At 52.4% G+C, this 18,326-nt stretch carries 15 protein-coding genes; 6 read left to right on the plus strand and 9 right to left on the minus strand.

What is annotated here, in order from left to right:
- Positions 1 to 32: 32 nt before the first annotated feature.
- The 3 genes from ACO064_RS25490 to ACO064_RS25500 form a co-directional block, all read right to left on the minus strand.
- On the minus strand, positions 33 to 1,364 hold the full coding sequence (locus tag ACO064_RS25490) for an ABC transporter permease (RefSeq protein WP_421830013.1): 1,332 nt from the start codon (positions 1,362 to 1,364) through the stop codon (positions 33 to 35).
- A gap of 117 nt (positions 1,365 to 1,481) precedes the next feature.
- Positions 1,482 to 2,396 carry an ABC transporter ATP-binding protein gene (locus tag ACO064_RS25495; RefSeq protein WP_421830014.1) on the minus strand — a complete coding sequence of 305 codons (915 nt, stop codon included), beginning with the start codon at positions 2,394 to 2,396 and terminating at the stop codon, positions 1,482 to 1,484.
- A 247-nt stretch (positions 2,397 to 2,643) separates the two neighbouring features.
- Complete coding sequence (locus tag ACO064_RS25500; RefSeq protein WP_421830015.1) at positions 2,644 to 3,063, minus strand: RDD family protein; 420 nt, start codon at positions 3,061 to 3,063, stop codon at positions 2,644 to 2,646.
- 192 nt (positions 3,064 to 3,255) lie between these two features.
- Between ACO064_RS25500 and ACO064_RS25505 the strand changes: the two genes are divergently transcribed.
- Together ACO064_RS25505 and ACO064_RS25510 are read left to right on the plus strand one after the other, a co-directional pair.
- Positions 3,256 to 4,665 (plus strand): dicarboxylate/amino acid:cation symporter, encoded by a 1,410-nt coding sequence (locus ACO064_RS25505; protein WP_150875694.1) that lies wholly within the window; start codon positions 3,256 to 3,258, stop codon positions 4,663 to 4,665.
- Positions 4,666 to 4,796: 131 nt separating this feature from the next.
- Positions 4,797 to 8,636, plus strand: a complete 3,840-nt coding sequence (locus tag ACO064_RS25510) for a cellulose binding domain-containing protein (protein WP_421830016.1) — start codon at positions 4,797 to 4,799, stop codon at positions 8,634 to 8,636.
- A gap of 170 nt (positions 8,637 to 8,806) precedes the next feature.
- Here ACO064_RS25510 and ACO064_RS25515 read toward each other — a convergent pair whose 3' ends face one another.
- The 4 genes from ACO064_RS25515 to ACO064_RS25530 all read right to left on the minus strand — a co-directional run bounded on the left by ACO064_RS25515 (position 8,807) and on the right by ACO064_RS25530 (position 12,137).
- The gene (locus tag ACO064_RS25515) at positions 8,807 to 9,244 is read right to left on the minus strand and encodes an SRPBCC family protein (RefSeq protein ID WP_421830017.1); all 438 of its coding nucleotides are present in this window, start codon (positions 9,242 to 9,244) and stop codon (positions 8,807 to 8,809) included.
- A 74-nt stretch (positions 9,245 to 9,318) separates the two neighbouring features.
- Positions 9,319 to 10,818, minus strand: coding sequence for a glycine--tRNA ligase (locus tag ACO064_RS25520; RefSeq protein ID WP_421830018.1), 1,500 nt, complete (start codon positions 10,816 to 10,818; stop codon positions 9,319 to 9,321).
- A 126-nt stretch (positions 10,819 to 10,944) separates the two neighbouring features.
- On the minus strand, positions 10,945 to 11,244 hold the full coding sequence (locus ACO064_RS25525) for a chaperone modulator CbpM (protein WP_421830019.1): 300 nt from the start codon (positions 11,242 to 11,244) through the stop codon (positions 10,945 to 10,947).
- An 11-nt stretch (positions 11,245 to 11,255) separates the two neighbouring features.
- Positions 11,256 to 12,137, minus strand: a complete 882-nt coding sequence (locus ACO064_RS25530; RefSeq protein ID WP_421830020.1) for a DnaJ C-terminal domain-containing protein — start codon at positions 12,135 to 12,137, stop codon at positions 11,256 to 11,258.
- Positions 12,138 to 12,331: 194 nt separating this feature from the next.
- Here ACO064_RS25530 and ACO064_RS25535 point away from each other — a divergent pair, with 194 nt between their 5' ends.
- Complete coding sequence (locus ACO064_RS25535) at positions 12,332 to 13,327, plus strand: ComEA family DNA-binding protein (RefSeq protein ID WP_421830021.1); 996 nt, start codon at positions 12,332 to 12,334, stop codon at positions 13,325 to 13,327.
- A 138-nt stretch (positions 13,328 to 13,465) separates the two neighbouring features.
- On the opposite strand, the gene ACO064_RS25540 is transcribed toward ACO064_RS25535, so the two are convergent.
- A complete protein-coding gene (locus ACO064_RS25540; protein WP_114405912.1) occupies positions 13,466 to 14,263 on the minus strand; it encodes a TIGR00730 family Rossman fold protein in 798 nt (265 codons plus the stop codon).
- 349 nt (positions 14,264 to 14,612) lie between these two features.
- Between ACO064_RS25540 and rpiB the strand changes: the two genes are divergently transcribed.
- On the plus strand, positions 14,613 to 15,047 hold the full coding sequence (gene rpiB / locus ACO064_RS25545) for a ribose 5-phosphate isomerase B (RefSeq protein WP_421830022.1): 435 nt from the start codon (positions 14,613 to 14,615) through the stop codon (positions 15,045 to 15,047).
- Here the strand turns inward: rpiB and ACO064_RS25550 are convergent.
- A complete protein-coding gene (locus tag ACO064_RS25550; RefSeq protein WP_421830023.1) occupies positions 15,037 to 16,464 on the minus strand; it encodes a hypothetical protein in 1,428 nt (475 codons plus the stop codon). The genes rpiB and ACO064_RS25550 overlap by 11 nt on opposite strands.
- Before the next feature lie 192 nt (positions 16,465 to 16,656).
- On the opposite strand from ACO064_RS25550, the gene rbfA reads away from it, so the two are divergent.
- Complete coding sequence (rbfA, locus tag ACO064_RS25555; protein ID WP_114405908.1) at positions 16,657 to 17,034, plus strand: 30S ribosome-binding factor RbfA; 378 nt, start codon at positions 16,657 to 16,659, stop codon at positions 17,032 to 17,034.
- A 15-nt stretch (positions 17,035 to 17,049) separates the two neighbouring features.
- Positions 17,050 to 18,279, plus strand: coding sequence for an ABC transporter permease (locus tag ACO064_RS25560; protein ID WP_421830024.1), 1,230 nt, complete (start codon positions 17,050 to 17,052; stop codon positions 18,277 to 18,279).
- Positions 18,280 to 18,326: the final 47 nt, after the last annotated feature.

Raw genomic sequence — 18,326 nt, forward strand, 5'->3', positions numbered from 1 at the left:
TCATTTTTCATTTATAATTCAAAACAAAGCATCTAGGCTTTGTAAAACACCCACTTCACAAGCTCCTTGTAAGAAGGTTTTTTGCCGTACATCAGAATACCGACGCGGTAGATTCGGGCGGCCAGCCAGGCGGTTCCTACAAAACCGCCCATCAGTAAGATCAGTGACAGAACAATTTCCCAGGCCGGAACACCGAACGGAATGCGAACCATCATGATGATGGGCGACGTAAACGGAATCATCGACATCCAGAAAGCCACCGCGCCATCCGGTTCACGGATCACAAACTGCGCCATGATGAACGACAAAACCAGCGGAATCGTGATGGGAAACATGAATTGCTGAACGTCGGTATCGCTATCGACCGCCGAACCCACGGCGGCAAACAATGCGCTGTAAATCAGGTAACCGCCGATGAAATACAGCAGAAAACAGCCAATAATCAGTGGAATATTCAGGGTACTGACGGCTTTCAGCACCGAAGTCATGGGGCTGCTTTTCTGTTCCGTTTTTGGTTTTTCGACGGTGGGTGCCTGCGACACGCCCGGCTGTTGTGCCATCATCTCGACCCGTTTCTGGGGGCCTACGCTTTCGCCCAGAAAACTCGACATGACGGACGAAATTCCGAAGGTAAGCAGAATCCAGAGCAGGAACTGCGTCAGACCCACCAGCGCAACACCGGTAATCTTTCCCGCCATCAACTGGAACGGTTTGACCGACGAAATGATCACTTCCACGATGCGGTTGGTCTTTTCTTCCATAACCCCCCGCATCACCTGTACCCCATAAATGAAAATGGCGATGTAAATGACGAACGCGCAAAGGTAGCCAATGCCCGTGGCGGCACCCGAACTGCTGTCTTTTTCGCCTTCGTCGCTCAGGCTGTAGGTGTCCGACGATACATCCACTTTCGTGCTTTCGAGTACTTTGCGATCGATGCCGGCATCAAGCAACCGGATGTTTTCGATCTCCTGTTCAATGGCTTTTTCAATACCCCTTTTTACCTCGAGGCTCACATTTTTTTCAGCGTAAATTTTCAGACTTTTCGGGTTGTCCAGAATGGACGCCGGGATGTGTACCAGGGCGTCGTAGCCACTTTTACCGAAGTCTTTCTTGGCTTGTTCAACCGGCGTTTTAACGGGTTTGAAAACCAGTTCTTTGGTGTTTTTGAACGTGTTTTCAAACTTGCCGGTTTCGTCGATCACCTCGATTTTTTTCTGGTCGATGTCGCGCATGGCGAAAAAGATCGGGATGAGCCAGATGCAGGAAACCAGCAGGGGCGTCACCAGGGTCATAATCAGAAATGACTTTTTCTTGACCCGGACCAGGTATTCGCGCTTCAGAATAAGGAAAATTATTTTCATGATAGTCAATGAGTGAATGATAGAATGAGCGAATGATAGAATAAGTGAATAGTTTGCTGCCCGTTGGTTCCTGCGGAGCTTATTTATTCACTCATTCTATCATTCACTCATTCAAAATTAAGTTGTGGGAACTTCGCCGACGGCTTTGATGAAGATGTCGTTCATTGAGGGAATGTTTTCGCCAAAGGCGCGTACGTTCACGTGGTCGATGAGGTCGCGAACCAGTTCGTTGACGGCCGCGTCGCGCGGAATCCGGATGTTGGCGCGCAGGTAGCCGTCTTCCAGCGTTTTTTTATCCAAAACGGTATAGGCCGGGTTGAGGTCATTCAAAAGGCCTTGGTATTCAACGTGGTAGGTGTGGGTTTTGAACTGCTCCTTGATGGCTTTCTTCGGGCCGTCGAGGACTTTTTTCGAGCGGTGAATCAGCGCAATGTGGTCGCAGAGTTCCTCGACGGATTCCATGCGGTGGGTCGAAAAAATGATGGTACTGCCTTTTTCGCGCAGTTCCAGAATTTCATCTTTGATGAGGTTGGCATTGATCGGGTCGAAGCCCGAAAAGGGTTCGTCGAGAATAATCAGATCCGGTTCGTGCAGCACCGTGGCCACAAACTGAATTTTCTGCTGCATCCCTTTCGAGAGGTCCTCCACGTTTTTGGCCCACCACGTCTTGATGTCGAATTTGATGAACCAGGCTTTCAGTTTTTCCATTGCCTGCCGTTCGCTTAGGCCCTTGAGTTGGGCCAGGTACAGCAGTTGTTCGCCCACCTTCATTTTCTTGTACAGACCGCGTTCTTCGGGCAGATACCCGATTCGGCTGATGTGTTCGGGGCTGAGCGGTTTTCCATCGAAAAAGACTTCCCCTTCGTCGGGGCCGGTGATCTGGTTGATGATCCGGATGAGCGAGGTTTTACCGGCTCCGTTGGGGCCCAGCAAACCGAAAATCTGCCCGCGCGGAATGTCGATGCTGACGTCGTCTAAAGCCCGGTGTTGTGCGTATTGTTTGACAATGTGGCGGGTTTCAAGAATGTTCATAGATAGGTTAAAAAAAGCCCGGATGCGAAATGACTTCCGGGTACGAAGATAAAAGCCTCCGGTTGGCTTAACCCGGTTTTGGGACAAATGGCCGCAGAATCGGTTTATCGGCCAGTTTTACGGGTAATTTAATCAAAAATGCGCAATGCCGACTGAACAGGCGAAAGCATTTGTTCAGTCGGCATTGCGCATTAAAAAGCCGGGGCAGCGGTTTTCCAGACGTTGCCCCGGCTTTTTTTAGAATCAATCACGCTTTGACAACGATGGTTTTGGCCCATTTGTCACCAAACCGCTTCCGGTCGTCACCCAGCACCATGAAGGCATCGACAATTCCGAAAAGAGGAATCATCAGCGACACCTGCCGGACGATGGCGGTGCCGTAGTCGCCCAGAATGCTCTGACCAGTATCTTCTTTCACGACTTTTATCTTCATTAATTTTTTGCCGACGCTTTGTCCGCCCAGAAAACCGCCCACTTCCGGCAAGGCATCTTTGGTGAGCTGATAGCCCAGCAGGAAAATCCAGCCAATCATGGCGAGCCGATAACTAACGACCGTCAGAATGAGAAAAGGAATGTAAGCCACAAAGCCGTCGATCAGGGCGGCAACAAATCGTTGACCGGGGTCGGCTTTGACCTGGGTAGAAGGCGTATTGTACACGGGTTGCATAAAAAAGAGGTTAAGGAGTTGAAAAACAGACCTAACGTACGCAATGTCACGGAACAAATCCAATCATCTGCTTAAAATATTGTGCAGCAGTCTATTTGGTGAATTAATCAAAGAAAGTACCCGGGTTTGTTTTGAAATTAAAAATGATGTAAGATACTTGCAGCAAAATAGATTCTACCGTAAAAACCGGCTATGCAGAACAATCGATCTTTACTCCTGATTACCTTGATTCCTTTTACCCTGGCGGCAGTGCTGACCGTTCTGACGGATCTGAACTGGATTGCGCTTCCGACAACGCTGCTGCTGGTGGTACGTTGGCTGGCGATCGTGGGGTTGATTTATTACGGTATTCGCAAGAAATCGCTGACAGCCTGGATTTTGATCTCGATGGTGGTGGGGGCAGAAATCGGCAACGATTTTCCCGAGGCCGCGGTCAATCTGCGGGTATTGAGCCAGATTTTTCTTCGGCTGATCAAGACGATCATTGCTCCGCTGCTGTTCGGTACGCTGGTGGTGGGCATTGCGGGGCATTCTGACCTGAAGCAGGTGGGCCGGATGGGCTGGAAATCGCTGCTCTATTTTGAGGTGGTGACGACCATCGCTCTCTTTATCGGTCTGGCCGCTATCAACATCAGCAAGGCTGGCGTTGGCATTACCCTGCCGGAAGTGGCCGGTGGCGAAAAACTGCCGGATGTGGCCAAGCAGTCGATTTCAGACGTTATTCTGCATATTTTTCCCGAAAACATCGCCAAATCCATCGCCAATGGTGAGGTTCTTCAGATCGTTGTTTTCAGCGTATTGTTTGCCATTGCGCTCGCCGTTACGAAAGAGCATTACCGTCGCCCGGTCCTGAAATTTGCCGAGAGTCTGTCGGAAGTGATGTTCAAATTCACGTCCATTATCATGTATTTCGCCCCCATCGGGGTGGGTGCGGCCATTGCCTACACCGTCGGCCACATGGGGCTGGGCATTCTGGTGAACCTCTTTCAATTGCTGGCAACGCTCTATCTGGCCCTGCTGGCGTTCCTGCTGCTGGTGCTGTTCCCGGTGGCGCTGATTGCCAAAGTGCCCATTAAAAAATTCATTCAGGCACTGGTCGAGCCGGTTTCGATTGCCTTTGCTACCACCAGTTCGGAAGCCGCCTTGCCAAAAGCGATGGAAGCCATGACGCGCCTGGGTGTTCCCCGCAAAATTGTGGCTTTCGTCATGCCGACGGGCTACAGTTTCAACCTCGATGGCTCCACGCTGTATCTTTCGCTGGCGTCGGTTTTTGTGGCCCAGGCCGCCGGTGTCGAAATGTCGTTCAGCCAGCAATTGCTGATGGTTTTCACCCTGATGCTGACCAGCAAGGGCGTCGCGGGGGTGCCGCGGGCCACGCTCGTCATCCTGCTCGGAACGCTGGCTTCGTTCGGTCTGCCCGTCGAGCCGGTTTTCATCATCCTCGGTATCGACGAATTGATGGACATGGCCCGGACGTCGGTCAACGTGATTGGAAACTGTCTGGCTACGGTGGTGATTGCGCGCTGGGAAGGGGAGTTTGACGAAAACGGTTCGACCATCGAGGCCGAAGATGAAGCATTGGAAATCGAGGGGAAAGTGTAGCGCAGAAATGCGTCAATTGGCTGCTTTTGAACCAAATTGGGCGGTTAAATAACATGTTCTCAGAATTAATAAAGAGGTAACATTGGATATTGGCATGGCGTGATAGATTTGTAGCAAACAACGCTATCACTATGCTTCATCCACTTTTACGACACTTCATCAGTGGCTGTTTGGTCACTGTATTGCTTCTGTTTGCCGTACAGGTAGACAGCTTCGCCCAGGTTTCCTTCACGGTTGGGAACCTGACCCGAACCGAAAACCTGGATGCCCTGCCCGCCAGCGGTTCGCCGGTTTTTACCCAGAACAGCACCATTCCCGGCATTTATGGCGAACGAACAGGAACCGGCACCACCATCGTGGCCGGTACCGGAAGTTCCAATGCCGGGGCGCTGAACAGCTTCGGAACAGGTGCCGACCGGGCTTTGGGCTCCGTCGGTTCCGGTAATGCGGCCGCCGGTAATTTCACGTACGGGTATCGCTTAAAAAATGAAACCGGTACGACCATTACGGCACTAACCGTGAATTACAACGGAGAACAGTGGCGCAACAGTGCCGCCGTTGACCCGCAGGTCGTTCAGTTTTCGTACTTGATTTCGACCTCCGCCATCGAGACCACCAATCCAGCGGGTGGAGCGGTTCCCTCCAGCTACACCGCCGTCCCTGAATTAAACTTCTCCAATACCGTATCGGGCGGTACGGCGGGAGCCATTGACGGCAATGCCAATCGTCAGGCTAAAAGCTTCACACTTACCGGTTTATCAATCGCGCCCGGCAGTGAAATCATGTTGCGGTGGTATGATCCCGACCACACCGGTTCGGATCACGGCCTGGCCATCGACGACCTGAGCATTACGGCGACCATCGAAGGCGGAGGTACGCCAACCCCGGTTCTTTCCGTAAGCCCGCCCACCTTGTCGGGCTTTACCACCTCGGAAGGAACCGCATCGACCCCAAAATCCTACACGATTTCCGGGACCAATCTAACCGCCGATGTGCTGATCACGGCACCCGCCGGTTTTGAAATCAGTACGGGAAGCACCTATACCTCTTCCCTGACGCTGCCGCTCTCGAACAGCAGTGTGGCCGCCACCCCGATCAACGTCCGGCTGACCGGAGCCGCTCAGGGAACACCGGGCGGAACCGTTACCAACGTCAGTGGTTCAGTATCATCCGATGTAACCGTCAGCGGAACGGTATATGACCCCAATACCATCGCGAGCATCGCCTTGGCGCGCAGCCAGCCGGTCAACACGCCGATTTCCGCGTTGCCGGGCGGCAAAATTGCGGGTCGGGTGACGGTCAGCAACCAGTTCAACGATGTGGCCTACATTCAGGACCCGACAGGCGGGATTGCGATTTTCAATGCGGCTTTCCGCAGCAGTGTTCAGATCGGCGACTCGGTTCAGATTACGGGCGGAACGATTGGCGCTTTTAACAGCAACAAGCAGGTTTCGGGAGCGGTCACCTTTACGAGTTTCGGTTCACAGGGGCCACTGGCTCCCAGGGTAGTTACGACCACCCAACTGCCGGATTTTGAAGGTCAACTGGTGATGGTAAATGCCGCCGTCATTCGCCCGAATACGACGGTGGCGTCGCCCAACCCGGTTTTTGTGCTAACGCCGGATGCCAATTTCCGGCTGCAGGATGGCAGCGGTACGCAGGAGGTGCGCATCAACCGGGGAACGAACATTCCCGGCAATACCAATCCCGCCAATCCGGCGGCTATTACCGGGGTGGTCGGTCGATTCAACACCCTCACGCAATTGCTGCCGCGCTCGACGCAGGACATACCGGGTTCGGTGCCCTATGTGCCAGCGGGTGGTTCTATCGCCCGAAGCCAAACGCTCGACGTAGCCACCTGGAACATCGAATGGCTGGGAAGCACCGGCAATGGCCCGACGAACGAAGCACAGCAGGTAACCAATGCCATTTCGGTTCTGAACAGCCTGCAATCGGACATCATTGTTCTGGAAGAAATCTCGTCGGACAATGCCATTGCCAGTTTGCTGGCGGGTATGCCGGGGTATCAGGGAAATTGTTCGCCTTTTGTTTCCAACAATCCGGGTCACGAAATTCCGGCCAATCCGGCGACACCAACGGGCTCCTTACCCGCCAACACGCAACGGGTTTGTATTTTGTATAAATCGGACGTGGCAACGCTGATTTCCCAAAAACCGTTGATGGAAAAAGTGGAGAATCTTACGGGCTATCCGACCGCCGTTGACAATTTCTGGGCATCGGGACGGTATCCGTATGTGTGGAAATTCAACGTGACAGTGGCCGGGGTGAGCAAGCAGGTCAACGTGGTTGGTCTTCACGCCAAAGCCAACGAAGGCGGTGCCAATGCGCTGGTGGCGTATAACCGCCGGAAATACGATGTGCAGGTGTTGTATGACACGCTGAAAGCGCAGTATCCGAACGATCTCCTGATTCTGGCGGGCGATTTTAACGACGACCTCGACCGGACCGTGGCCGATGTAGCCACGACCGAAACAACCTACAAACCATTCACCGACGATGCCGCTGGCTTTACGGGCGTAACCCGGGTGCTGAGTGACAACGGTTTTCGGACGTACCTGACGGAAGACAACGTGATCGATCACATCATGGTTTCCAATGAATTAGCACCGGCTTACCTCGACGGTTCGGCGGGGGTTGGAACACCGTATCTGACGGTTCCCGATTATGGCAACACCACGTCCGACCACGTTCCGGTGCTGGCGCGTTTTGATCTGTCGCAGTTGACGCAGGTGAAAGTTCAGTACCAGAACGGCGATAACGGAAACGGACAGGCTACCAACAACCAGATCAAACCGTATCTGAAACTGGTCAACGAGGGAACGACCGCCGTTCCCTACAGCGAATTGACGGTTCGCTACTGGTTTACGGCAGAAAATTACGCAGGCATCAACACCTTCATCGACTATGCGCAGTTGGGGAATAATAAAGTGAAAATGACCTTTGTCCGGCAGGATGCACCCGCCCGGAATGGGGCCAACGGATACGTGGAATACGGTTTTGACCCCTCGGCGGGCAGTCTGGCCGTAGGCGGTACGTCCGGGCCGATTCAAACCCGGATTGCGAACAAAGACTGGGCGGACCTGAGCGAAACCGATGATTATTCTTATCGAACCAATACCAGCTACGCGCTCACCGATCGCATAACGGTGTACCGCAACGGCACGCTGGTTTGGGGAGAGGAACCGCCCATCGCTCCGGCCCTGGTCAAACTGAAGGTGCTTTCGGAGAACAAAAACAACAAACCGACTTCCAATTCGATCAGTACCTATCTGAAAGTCAACAACGAAGGGAATGTGCCGCTGGCGTATGGCGACCTAACGGTGCGCTACTGGTTTACGCCCGAAGGAACCGCCAGTCTGAATTACTTTATCGACTACGCCAAACTCGGCAATGCCAATGTGACGGGCCAATTCGTTCCGGTTGATCCCGTGCGGACGGGCGCTGAAACCTACCTGGAACTGAAGATCAATCCGGCGGTTGGAACTTTGTATCCGCTCAGCAATACGGGCAACATTCAGTACCGGATTTCGAAAGCCAACTGGTCGAATTTCGTGGAAACGGATGATCACTCGTATAAAGCAGCCGCGCCTTTCTCCGAAAACGACCGCATTACGGTTTATTATCAAGGCAATCTGGTGTACGGAACCGAACCCGTGGTTGCGTCCGGAGCGCGGTTGTCAGTTTCTGAAACGAGCGAAGGGCTACACGTTCGCGTGTTATCCAACCCGGTTTCAGACGTCTTCGATGTGGAATTGTCGGCCCCGGCAGGGGAGGAGGTTCGTCTTCAATTAACGGATCTACAAGGCCGTACGGTTTTGCAACAAGCCGTTTTGGCAACGGGTCAGCGGCAACGCCAGACGATGACGGTTCGTCACCAGGCAGCTGGTCTCTACCTGCTTCGCGCCCAGGCCGGACAACAATCCCGCTTGATCAAAATAGTGAAACCCTGACAGCGGCCATAGGCCCTGTCAGCGGTTTCACGGCCGTCACACCAAAAAACTCCTGACAAAGCGCCATGCTGATGTCAGGAGTTTTCCTTTTTAAGAATCGAGTGATCTGGAATTCTATTTTTCCAACCGTTGGCAGGGCCTCCAACCGCTGACAGGGCCGCTGGCCGCTGTCAGGGTTTGAAAATGCGTTTATAGACCGGTCTCCGATAGGCAAACAAGCCGTAAAAAACCGGGTAAAGAAGGAAATCCGTCAGCAACGTGGGCGTTCGGAAGGTGATTTCGTCGGCAATGCGGGTGTGGTTGCCATCGCGGATGATCCGGTGTTTGTGGTGCCAGGAGGAGAGGAAAAACGGCAGTTTGGTACCTTGGTCGATAAAGTAAATCTCCTGATCGGTTTCCTGCTGCTCGACGATCAAACTGATCCAGTCCTGTTTGAAAAGCAGAAAATTGAGCCGTAAATGTACGGTATCTCCTTTCAGACAGCCATCAAAGCGAACGACATCAACGGGCGGAAATGGTGGACTGAGTTGGTCGAACAACTGCCGGGTGAAGCCTGCCCACACGCGCCGGTATTCCTGCTGAACGGAGGTATAAATAGCGATTTTCATGCGTACCCACGGACTGAAGCCCGCGTTTTTTAAGTTATTGAAAAAAACAGGGTTCAATCCGTGGGTACTGAAACCTAAAGTTGCTCCAGAATCCGCTCCATCGAAACCGCCTGGCCGATGTGCTGCTTCAGTTCGCTGATGGGCATCCGGATTTGCTCGGTCGTGTCGCGGTGGCGAATCGTGACGGTATCGTCTTCCAGCGTCTGGTAATCGACGGCGATGCAGAACGGTGTTCCAATCAGATCCTGGCGGGTGTAGCGTTTGCCGATGGCGTCGCGCTCTTCGTAAATGACCCGGAAATCGCTGCGCAACAGCTTGAGAATCTGCGTCGCTTTTTCGGGCAAACCGTCTTTCCGAACAAGCGGGAAGATGGCGGCTTTTACCGGTGCCAAGGCCGGGTGTAGTTTCAGGTACGTCCGGGTTTTCTGGTTTTCGCCTTCGCCCACCACTTCTTCCGTAAACGCATTGCAGAAAACCGCCAGAAATAACCGGTCGGCGCCGACGGAGGTTTCAACCACGTACGGAATGTAGTTGCCGAACGGTTTGCCATTTTCGTCGGGGTCGTTGTCGAAATACTGCAGCTTTTTCCGGCTCAGTTCCTGGTGGCTTTTCAGGTCAAAATCCGTGCGGGAGTGAATGCCTTCCATTTCGCGGAAGCCAAACGGAAACTGGTATTCGATGTCGACCGCAGCGTTGGCGTAGTGGGCCAGCTTCTCGTGAACGTGAAATTTGAGTTTTTCGGCGGGTAAACCGACGGCTTTGTGGAAGTTCAGCCGGGCGGTTTTCCATTTTTCGTACCATTCCATTTCGGTGCCGGGCCGCACAAAAAACTGCATTTCCATCTGCTCGAATTCGCGCATCCGGAACGTAAACTGCCGGGCAACGATCTCGTTCCGAAACGCCTTGCCGATCTGGGCAATCCCAAACGGAATCTTCATCCGACCGGTTTTCTGCACGTTCAGGAAATTGACAAAAATACCCTGGGCGGTTTCGGGACGGAGGTAAATCAGGCTGGAATCTTCGGCCACGGAACCCACCTGCGTCGAGAACATCAGGTTGAATTGCCGTACTTCGGTCCAGTTGGCGGTTTTGGAAATGGGATCAACGATGCCTTCGCTGATGATCAGTTCGCGGACGGCGTCGAGGTCGTTTTCGCCCAGTAACCGACCCATTTCCATCAGCAGGGCGTGGCCCTTTTCGGGCTGGCCGTTGGCGGCATATTCCTCGGCTTTCAGCTCGAGCAACTGGTCGGCGCGGTAGCGTTTTTTGGAATCCTTGTTGTCGATCATCGGATCGTTGAACGAGTCCACGTGGCCCGACGCTTTCCACGTCAGCGGGTGCATGAAAATGGACGCATCGATGCCCACGACGTTGTCGTTGAGTTGCGTCATGGCTTTCCACCACACCGATTTGAGGTTATTTTTCAGTTCAACGCCATTCTGACCGTAGTCGTAAACCGCCTGTAGCCCGTCGTAAATTTCGCTGGACGGGAACACGAAGCCGTATTCTTTGGCGTGGGAGATAATGTCTTGCAGAGAGGTGGCAGGTGCCTGTTTCGGTTTTGCGTCTTCCATGGTGGCGCAAAAATACGGATTTAGACCAGTCGCCTGACAAAAATTTTATACTTTTGAGTAAACACCAAAACCGTATCCGATAGAAGGCCAATTGACTCGAAGACTGTTTCGCAAAGTGAACAACCATCACGACCTTCCTTCATACACATTCAACCGGCTTTTCAGCGTCCGAATCTCTTCCTGCATCATTTCTACTTTCCGGAGCAGATGACTGATCGCGTCGATCCCGTCGACGTTGATGTCCAGCTCGTAATGCAAGTGGCTGAATTTTTCGATCACCTGCAATTGGTGGAGGGGAATCCATTTCCGGTCTTCCGCAACGACCAGTTCGACGAGGCCGTATTCTTCCAGCGAGAACACAAACGTTTCTTCAATCGCGTAGTTCAGACAATAGTCTTCAACAAGAATCACATCTACCGGTTGCATAACACGAGCCGTTACAATTGAGAAATTTCCTTGAATAATTCTTTTTGTTTGTCCGTTAAACCGGTCGGAATCTTGACGGAATACGTGACGTATAAATCGCCAAACTGGCCGTCCTGTTTATAAACCGGGAAGCCTTTTCCTTTCAGTCGCACTTTTGTTCCGTTCTGCGTTTCGGGACTCACTTTCAGCTTGACTTTGCCGCTCAGGGTCTCGATGGTGAGTTCACCGCCCAAAACCGCCGTATACAAGTCCAGGTCAACGGTCATATACAGGTCATCGTTCAGGCGTTTAAAAACCGGATCGTCGGCAATGACGAACGTAATGTACAGGTCCCCCGCCGGTCCGCCGTTGGCACCCGGTCCGCCCTGGCCTTTGAGCTTGATGACCTGCCCGTTGGCAATACCGGCCGGAACGGTGATGCGGATGTTTTTCCCGTTCACCGTGAGTGTGTGCTGGTGGGTCTGGTAAGCTTCCCGCAAACTAACGTGAAGCTCAGCGGTGTAATCCTGGCCCCGGAACTGGGACTGCCGACCGCTGCGGGGCTGTTCGCCAAAAAACGATTCGAAAAACTCGGAGAAATCGCCCCCGGAAAAAGCCTCGCCGGAAGGCCGCTGCCCACCCGGATTGCTCCGTTGTTGCGATTGCCGGGCCTGTTCAAACTGATCGGCATGTTTCCAGTCTTCCCCGTATTGATCGTATTTCTTCCGTTTCTCCGGATCGCTCAACACCTCATTGGCTTCGTTGATTTGCTGGAATTTGGCGTTGGCTTCCTTGTCATTGGGGTTGAGATCCGGATGGTATTTTCGGGCCAGTTTCCGGTAAGCCTTTTTAATGGCCTCCTCCGATGCGCCTTTCTCGATGCCGAGTGTTTGGTAATAATCAATAAATGCCATAGCGGTGTAAACGAACGTACTCCCTGAAAACCATTCTGCGATCGAATGAGTCGTTGAATGTACGAAGGATCTGTTCTGAAAAGCAATTTCTTTTTTGAAGGATTCCGTTACTTTTCATTTTTTCACCGTCTAATAAACAGGTTCCGGGAATCTCCTCCGTGACACCAGGTTTCCATCCATCCCGGGACGTGTTCATGAAGAAGGCAGTTGACATACTCCGCGATTATTTTGGAGTATCCCAGCAGGAAGCGCGGGGTATGTTCGTGTTACTGACACTCACCGGCTTTCTGCTGCTGCTGCCGCTCGCCTACCGCCTGTGGGTTCCTGATTCGATTCCCGACACATCCGCGTCCGACAAACGCCAGCTCGACAGCCTGGTGGCTTTGCTGGAAGTTGACAACAACGAAGTTGATGAACGACGTGAAACGACGCCGGGGCGTTATGAACCCAACGTAAAAACCAAAAAAGCCGAACGGTTTGCGTTTGACCCCAACACCGTCGATGCCGAAAGCTGGCAACGCTTGGGGGCTCCGCGCTGGCTGGCCGACCGCATCGTTCGCTACCGTTCCAAAGGCGGTCAGTTTCGGAAAAAGGAAGACTTGCTGAAAATTTACGATTTCCCGCCGGAACTCTACGGTGAACTGGAACCGTATATTCGGCTGAGTGTAGAAAAAAGGGCTGAAAAACCGTCAGAGAAATACCGGGAACGGTTGGTGGATGCAAAACCGGAGTCGAACAAACCGTACGCTTCCAATAGACCGGTATACACCGCCGAACGCTACAGCAAGCCCGTGTTGCAACCCTTCGACATCAACACCGCTGACACGACCGAACTGAAAAAACTCCGCGGCATTGGCTCCAAACTGGCAGGGCGGATCGTGAAGTTCCGGGACGCGCTGGGCGGTTTTATTTCACCGGATCAATACGCAGAGGTGTTTGGGCTGGACTCGCTTGCCCTTCAAGAATTAAACCAATACGGTCAAATTCGAACACCGGCTAAAAAGCTGGTGATCAATACCGCCACCGCCGAAGAACTGGACCGACACGTTTATCTCTCGAAACGGCAAGCCGAAATCATTGTCAATTACCGCACGCAACATGGGCCGTACACCTCGCCCGAATCCCTCCGCAACATCCGGATTCTCGACGCCAAAACGATTGAAAAACTAACGCCTTATCTGGCGTTTTGACCAAAACCCGTAAGGTCTTCGAGAACTTACGGGTTTACTAGACTCAAAGTTTTGGCAACAAACCGATCTAGCATTCAAAAGAAAACCTGTTAGGTCTTCAAGACCTAACAGGTTTCGGGAAGGTTGAGAAGAATGACCTTAAAAGTTTGGCTTCAGCAGATACTTCATGTAGAAATCATCGATGGCTTTGACGGCTTCTTCCGGCGTATCGACCAGCGAAATCAGTTTCATATCGCCGGGGCTGATGTTGTTTTCTTTTTCCAGCATCGTTTCTTCGATCCAGTCGACCAGACCCTGCCAGAACGTCCGGCCAACCAGTACGATCGGGAAGCGTGCAATTTTCTTCGTCTGAATCAGCGTCAGCGATTCGAACAGTTCGTCCAGCGTACCAAAACCGCCCGGCAGGGCAATAAATCCCTGGGCGTATTTGACAAACATCACTTTCCGAACAAAGAAGAAGTCGAAATTGATGTTTTTGTCCGGATCAATATAGATGTTGCTTTCCTGTTCGAACGGGAGCTGAATGTTCAGACCGACCGATTTTCCGCCTTGTTCGAAGGCACCTTTGTTCCCCGCTTCCATGATCCCGGGGCCACCGCCGGTGATTACCCCGTAGCCGTGTTTGACGAGTTTGGCCGCAATTTCCTCCGCGATCTGGTAATACGGATTATCCGGTTTGGTCCGCGCCGATCCGAAGATGGAAACACACGGCCCAATTTTGGCCAATTTGTCGAAGCCTTCAACGAACTCGGCCATGACTTTGAAAATAACCCAGGAGTCGGCAATTTTTATTTCGTTCCAGTTCCGATCCTGAAACGCTTCTTTGATTCGCTGCTCGTCGGGGGTGAGCAGTAATTCGTCGCGCTTGTTAAGGTCTTTCTGTATTTGGGAAACGTTCTGCGCTTCTGATCGTTGTACTGTTTTTTCTGCGTCCATGTTTTTCCAGGATTTAGGAGAGGGGAGGCCGTGAATCCAGCTTCAAGGGAGGGGCGGTCTGCAAAACCGGTCTTCCTTCCTGAATCGTTCAAGCGCCTGTTTCTCCGGTGGTGGGTCTGTTTACAAACCAACTGAGCGGAATAACCGGAGTCATTTTTGCCAGCGTTTGTAAAATTTCCAGTGTGAATTGCGTTGATGATGCGTTTTTGATCGCTTACTTTGTCCAAAATTTTGACAGCACCGGGGCTTAAAACCCGGCTGTCACGCCGGTTCGGCAGCCTCTCAGCGCAGAACCGGAACATAATAACGTAATATCGTATTTTTAGTTTCATTTGTTCAAGAAATTCCTATGAAACCCTCCATTGCTGTTGGTGCCGATCATGCCGGCTTCGCGTATAAACAGGAAATTGTTGCCTGGCTGGAAAAAGAAGGCTATCCGACGAAAGACTTTGGTACCTACACGGAATCGTCTGCTGATTATCCGGATTTTGCCCACCCGGTAGCGTCGGCGGTTGAAACACACCAATTTGACTGGGGAATTCTGGTCTGTGGCAGCGGCAACGGGGTGGCCATTACGGCCAACAAACACCAGGGCATTCGGGCGGCTTTGTGCTGGAAACCCGAACTGGCGGCACTGGCCCGTCAGCACAACAACGCCAATGTCCTTTGCCTGCCGGAACGGTATATTTCACCCGAAGAAGCCCTGGAATGCGTGAAAGTGTTTCTGAAAACGGAATTTGAAGGGGGGCGTCACCAGACACGCGTGGGCAAGATCAGTTGCTGATGGCTTCTTCCTTTCGTCGGTAAACCCCTTCCAGTTCGGTTTTTTCATACATCGTGGACAGCGAAGGCGCGCGCTGGAAGAGTTTTTTGAGGACGCTTTCTTTGTCGATGATATAACTCGGCGGGTCTTTGCGAAAATGGTCGTAAACGCTGATGACGCTTTCGTAATTGTCCAGATTGCGGAGATCGTATTTGGCCAGATCCCAGTTGAGATACGGCGTGGCGGCCTGGTTGTTCCGGTAGGCACTGATGTCTTCGCCAATCACCAGAATCCGTTGCTGTTGAATGTGCCGGTCGATGGGTGAGGTTTTGACCTGTAACGCGCTGAGCCGACCTAACTCCCAATTCGGAACAAGCCCCAGGGCACCCTGATAGAGAATGAGCAGGGTAAAGACAAAGACGCCCAGAAAAATCAGTTCGGCCATCCACTCCCGGCGGATGCCCTGAAAGTAATACGAAGCAAAAAAAGCCAGGGCTGGCACAAAGCTGATGAATAGCATCGGTGCCAGAAAGGGCATCAGCGCCACCGACACTACGGCGGTGACCGCCCAGATCATCATGATTTGCTGACACCGCTGCTGGAAGTTGACATACCGGGTCGTTTGCCGGAACAGACTCAGCAGCCCCAGCGTTCCCATCGCAAAGGGCAAAAACATCGACGCCAGCAAGGTCTGGAAGTCGGTCAGGTCATATTGCCGGACCCGAAAAACCGACGACAACAGATTGCGGTTCAGGTCGGTGAGGCTGTCGGCCAGGTAATAGTAGAGAACCGTCAGCAAAATCGGGAAAGCAAAACCGAAAATCAGCAGCGAGTGTTGCCGGAAACTGGCCCCGGTAAACAGCAGCAACGCCATCAGTGCCCAGAGAATGAAGAGGGCAGAAGGCAGGTAAAACAGGGCGGCCAGACTGATGTAAAAACCAACTTCAAACACTTCGTCGGTGGCACCCCGCCGGTCCATTTGTTTAATGATCGTTCCGAAAGCCAGCAGCAGAAAGGTGGTGGAAAGCAAAACCGGTGACAGGGTGCTGCAATCGAACGACATGTTCAGGAACAGGGCGTAGATTAGGCCGGGAATCCAGTTGCGATCCGGGTAGATATCCCGGGCGTTCATCATCCAGTTAAAATAGAAAACCTGAAAAGCCGCCACCGCCGTCCCGGCCACATGATAGGCCAGGAGCGACCGCCCGAAGGTGAGATCCAGGAGCCAGTAGACCAGCGCCGATAGCGGACTGACGCTGTCCCAGATGTCGCGGTACAGCAGATTGCCATTGTTCATCTGTTCACCCACCAGCATCCAGTTCAGTTCCGGAATGAGCAGCGGAGGAGCCGACAGCAGAAATGGCAGGCGAATCAGAACCAGCAAAAGCAGCAGACTGACGATTTGAAGGGTGGCGTTAACCCGAAAAAAACTTAACAAGCGACTAGTTGGTTTACCGTATGGAACCCGAAATGGAACGACGAAATTAAACCTTTCAGGTGAAAGAAGTCGAATAAAAGGCGGATATTTGCAGGTGGTAGAGTGAATAATGAAACTGAATAATGAATAGCGAAACAGGATTTCTGGTTCCGATTGAGCAGTCCCCTCATTATTCATTAATTTTAAAAGAGTATGGAATCGAAACGACAACAGAAAGTATCGAGGCTGTTGCAGAAAGACCTGAGTGAAATCTTTCAGCGCGACAGCCGACACCTGTTCAACGGTGCCTTTATCACCGTGACGAACGTGCGGGTGTCCCCCGATTTTAGCATTGCCCGGGTGTATCTGAGCTTTCTGGTAACGCCCAATAAAGAATTGCTGCTGGAATCGATCAAGGAAAAAGGCAAGGCCATTCGCCAGCAACTCGCCGACCGGGTGCGCCACCAGCTTCGGATTATGCCGGAACTGCATTTTTACCTGGATGATACCGCTGAATATGCGGCCAAAATGGACGCGATTTTCGCCAATCTCGACATCCCGCCCGCGCCGGAGGAAGAAGACGAAGAGTAACGTTTGGACCACACCATGAACCTTCCTCTCTGGATTGCCCGCCGGTATTTTTTCTCGAAACGCAAGCGTAGTTTCATCAATTTGATTTCGCTGGTGTCGATGCTGGGCGTGGGGGTAGGCACGATGGCACTCGTGGTCGTCCTGTCGGTTTTCAACGGTATGGAGGAGCTGAACCGGATGATTTTCAAGACGTTCGAAGCGGATTTGACGGTGGCACCGGCGCAGGGGAAACGCCTGACGGTTTCGCCCGCTCTGTTGCAAAACATCCGGAAAAACGGGGAGGTCCTGCTCATCACCCAGGTAATTGAAGACAATGCGCTGGCGCGTTACCGCGAAGGGCAAACGGTGGTCAAGCTGAAAGGCATCGACAATTCGTATTTGCAACGCCGGCAACTGGACACGGCTTTGGTGGAAGGAAAACTGCGGTTGCAGGAGAACGGCGTCGATTACGCGCTGGTAGCCGAGGGGGTGCGAAACGCGTTGCTGATTTCACCCGAAGACATCCTGACGCCCCTCGAACTCTGGTATCCGCAAAACCGCAAGACCTACACGGTTTTGTCGGCCGATGCCTTTAATCAGGCGAATTTTTTGGTTTCGGGCGTATTTTTTATAGAAGATAATTTTAACGATTACGTGTTGGCACCGCTCAGCGTCGTTCGGGAACTGGTTGGCTATCAGCCCAGTCAGATCTCTTCGCTGGAAGTGCAGGTAAAACCGGAAGCCAATATTGCGTTGTTGAAAAAGAGTTTACAGCAGCAACTGGGACCGACGGTGGTGATTAAAGACCGGGACGATTTGAACCCGGACCTGTTTCGGGCCATTCGGGTTGAGAAGTTGTTTGTAACCGTGACGCTGGGCTTTCTGGTGCTGATCGCGTCGATCAACATCTTTTTCTCGTTGTCGATGCTGGCCATTGAGAAAAAAGACGACGTGGCCATTCTGTACGCGATGGGCGCGTCGCCCTCGTTGGTCCGGCGGATTTTTCTGTTCGAAGGGTCCATTGTCGCGTTCATCGGGGCCATCACCGGACTTGTAATCGGAATTGCGTTGTGTTTGTTGCAACAGCGGTTTGGCTTCGTTTCGATGGGCATCGAGAGTTCGCTCATCGATGCCTATCCGGTAAAGATTCAGGGGAATGATCTGATTCTGACCACCCTGATCGTGATTGTTGTGACCACGGTGGTATCCTGGTTTCCGGCTCAAAAAGCGGCCGCGGTTTCCAAAGCCGTTGACAGTGTGCAGTAAAGGAATGGAAAAGAATTTACTAAAAAACGAATTTTCCCGTTTTGATA

The organism is Larkinella sp., from assembly GCF_965227735.1.
Classification (GTDB): domain Bacteria; phylum Bacteroidota; class Bacteroidia; order Cytophagales; family Spirosomataceae; genus Larkinella.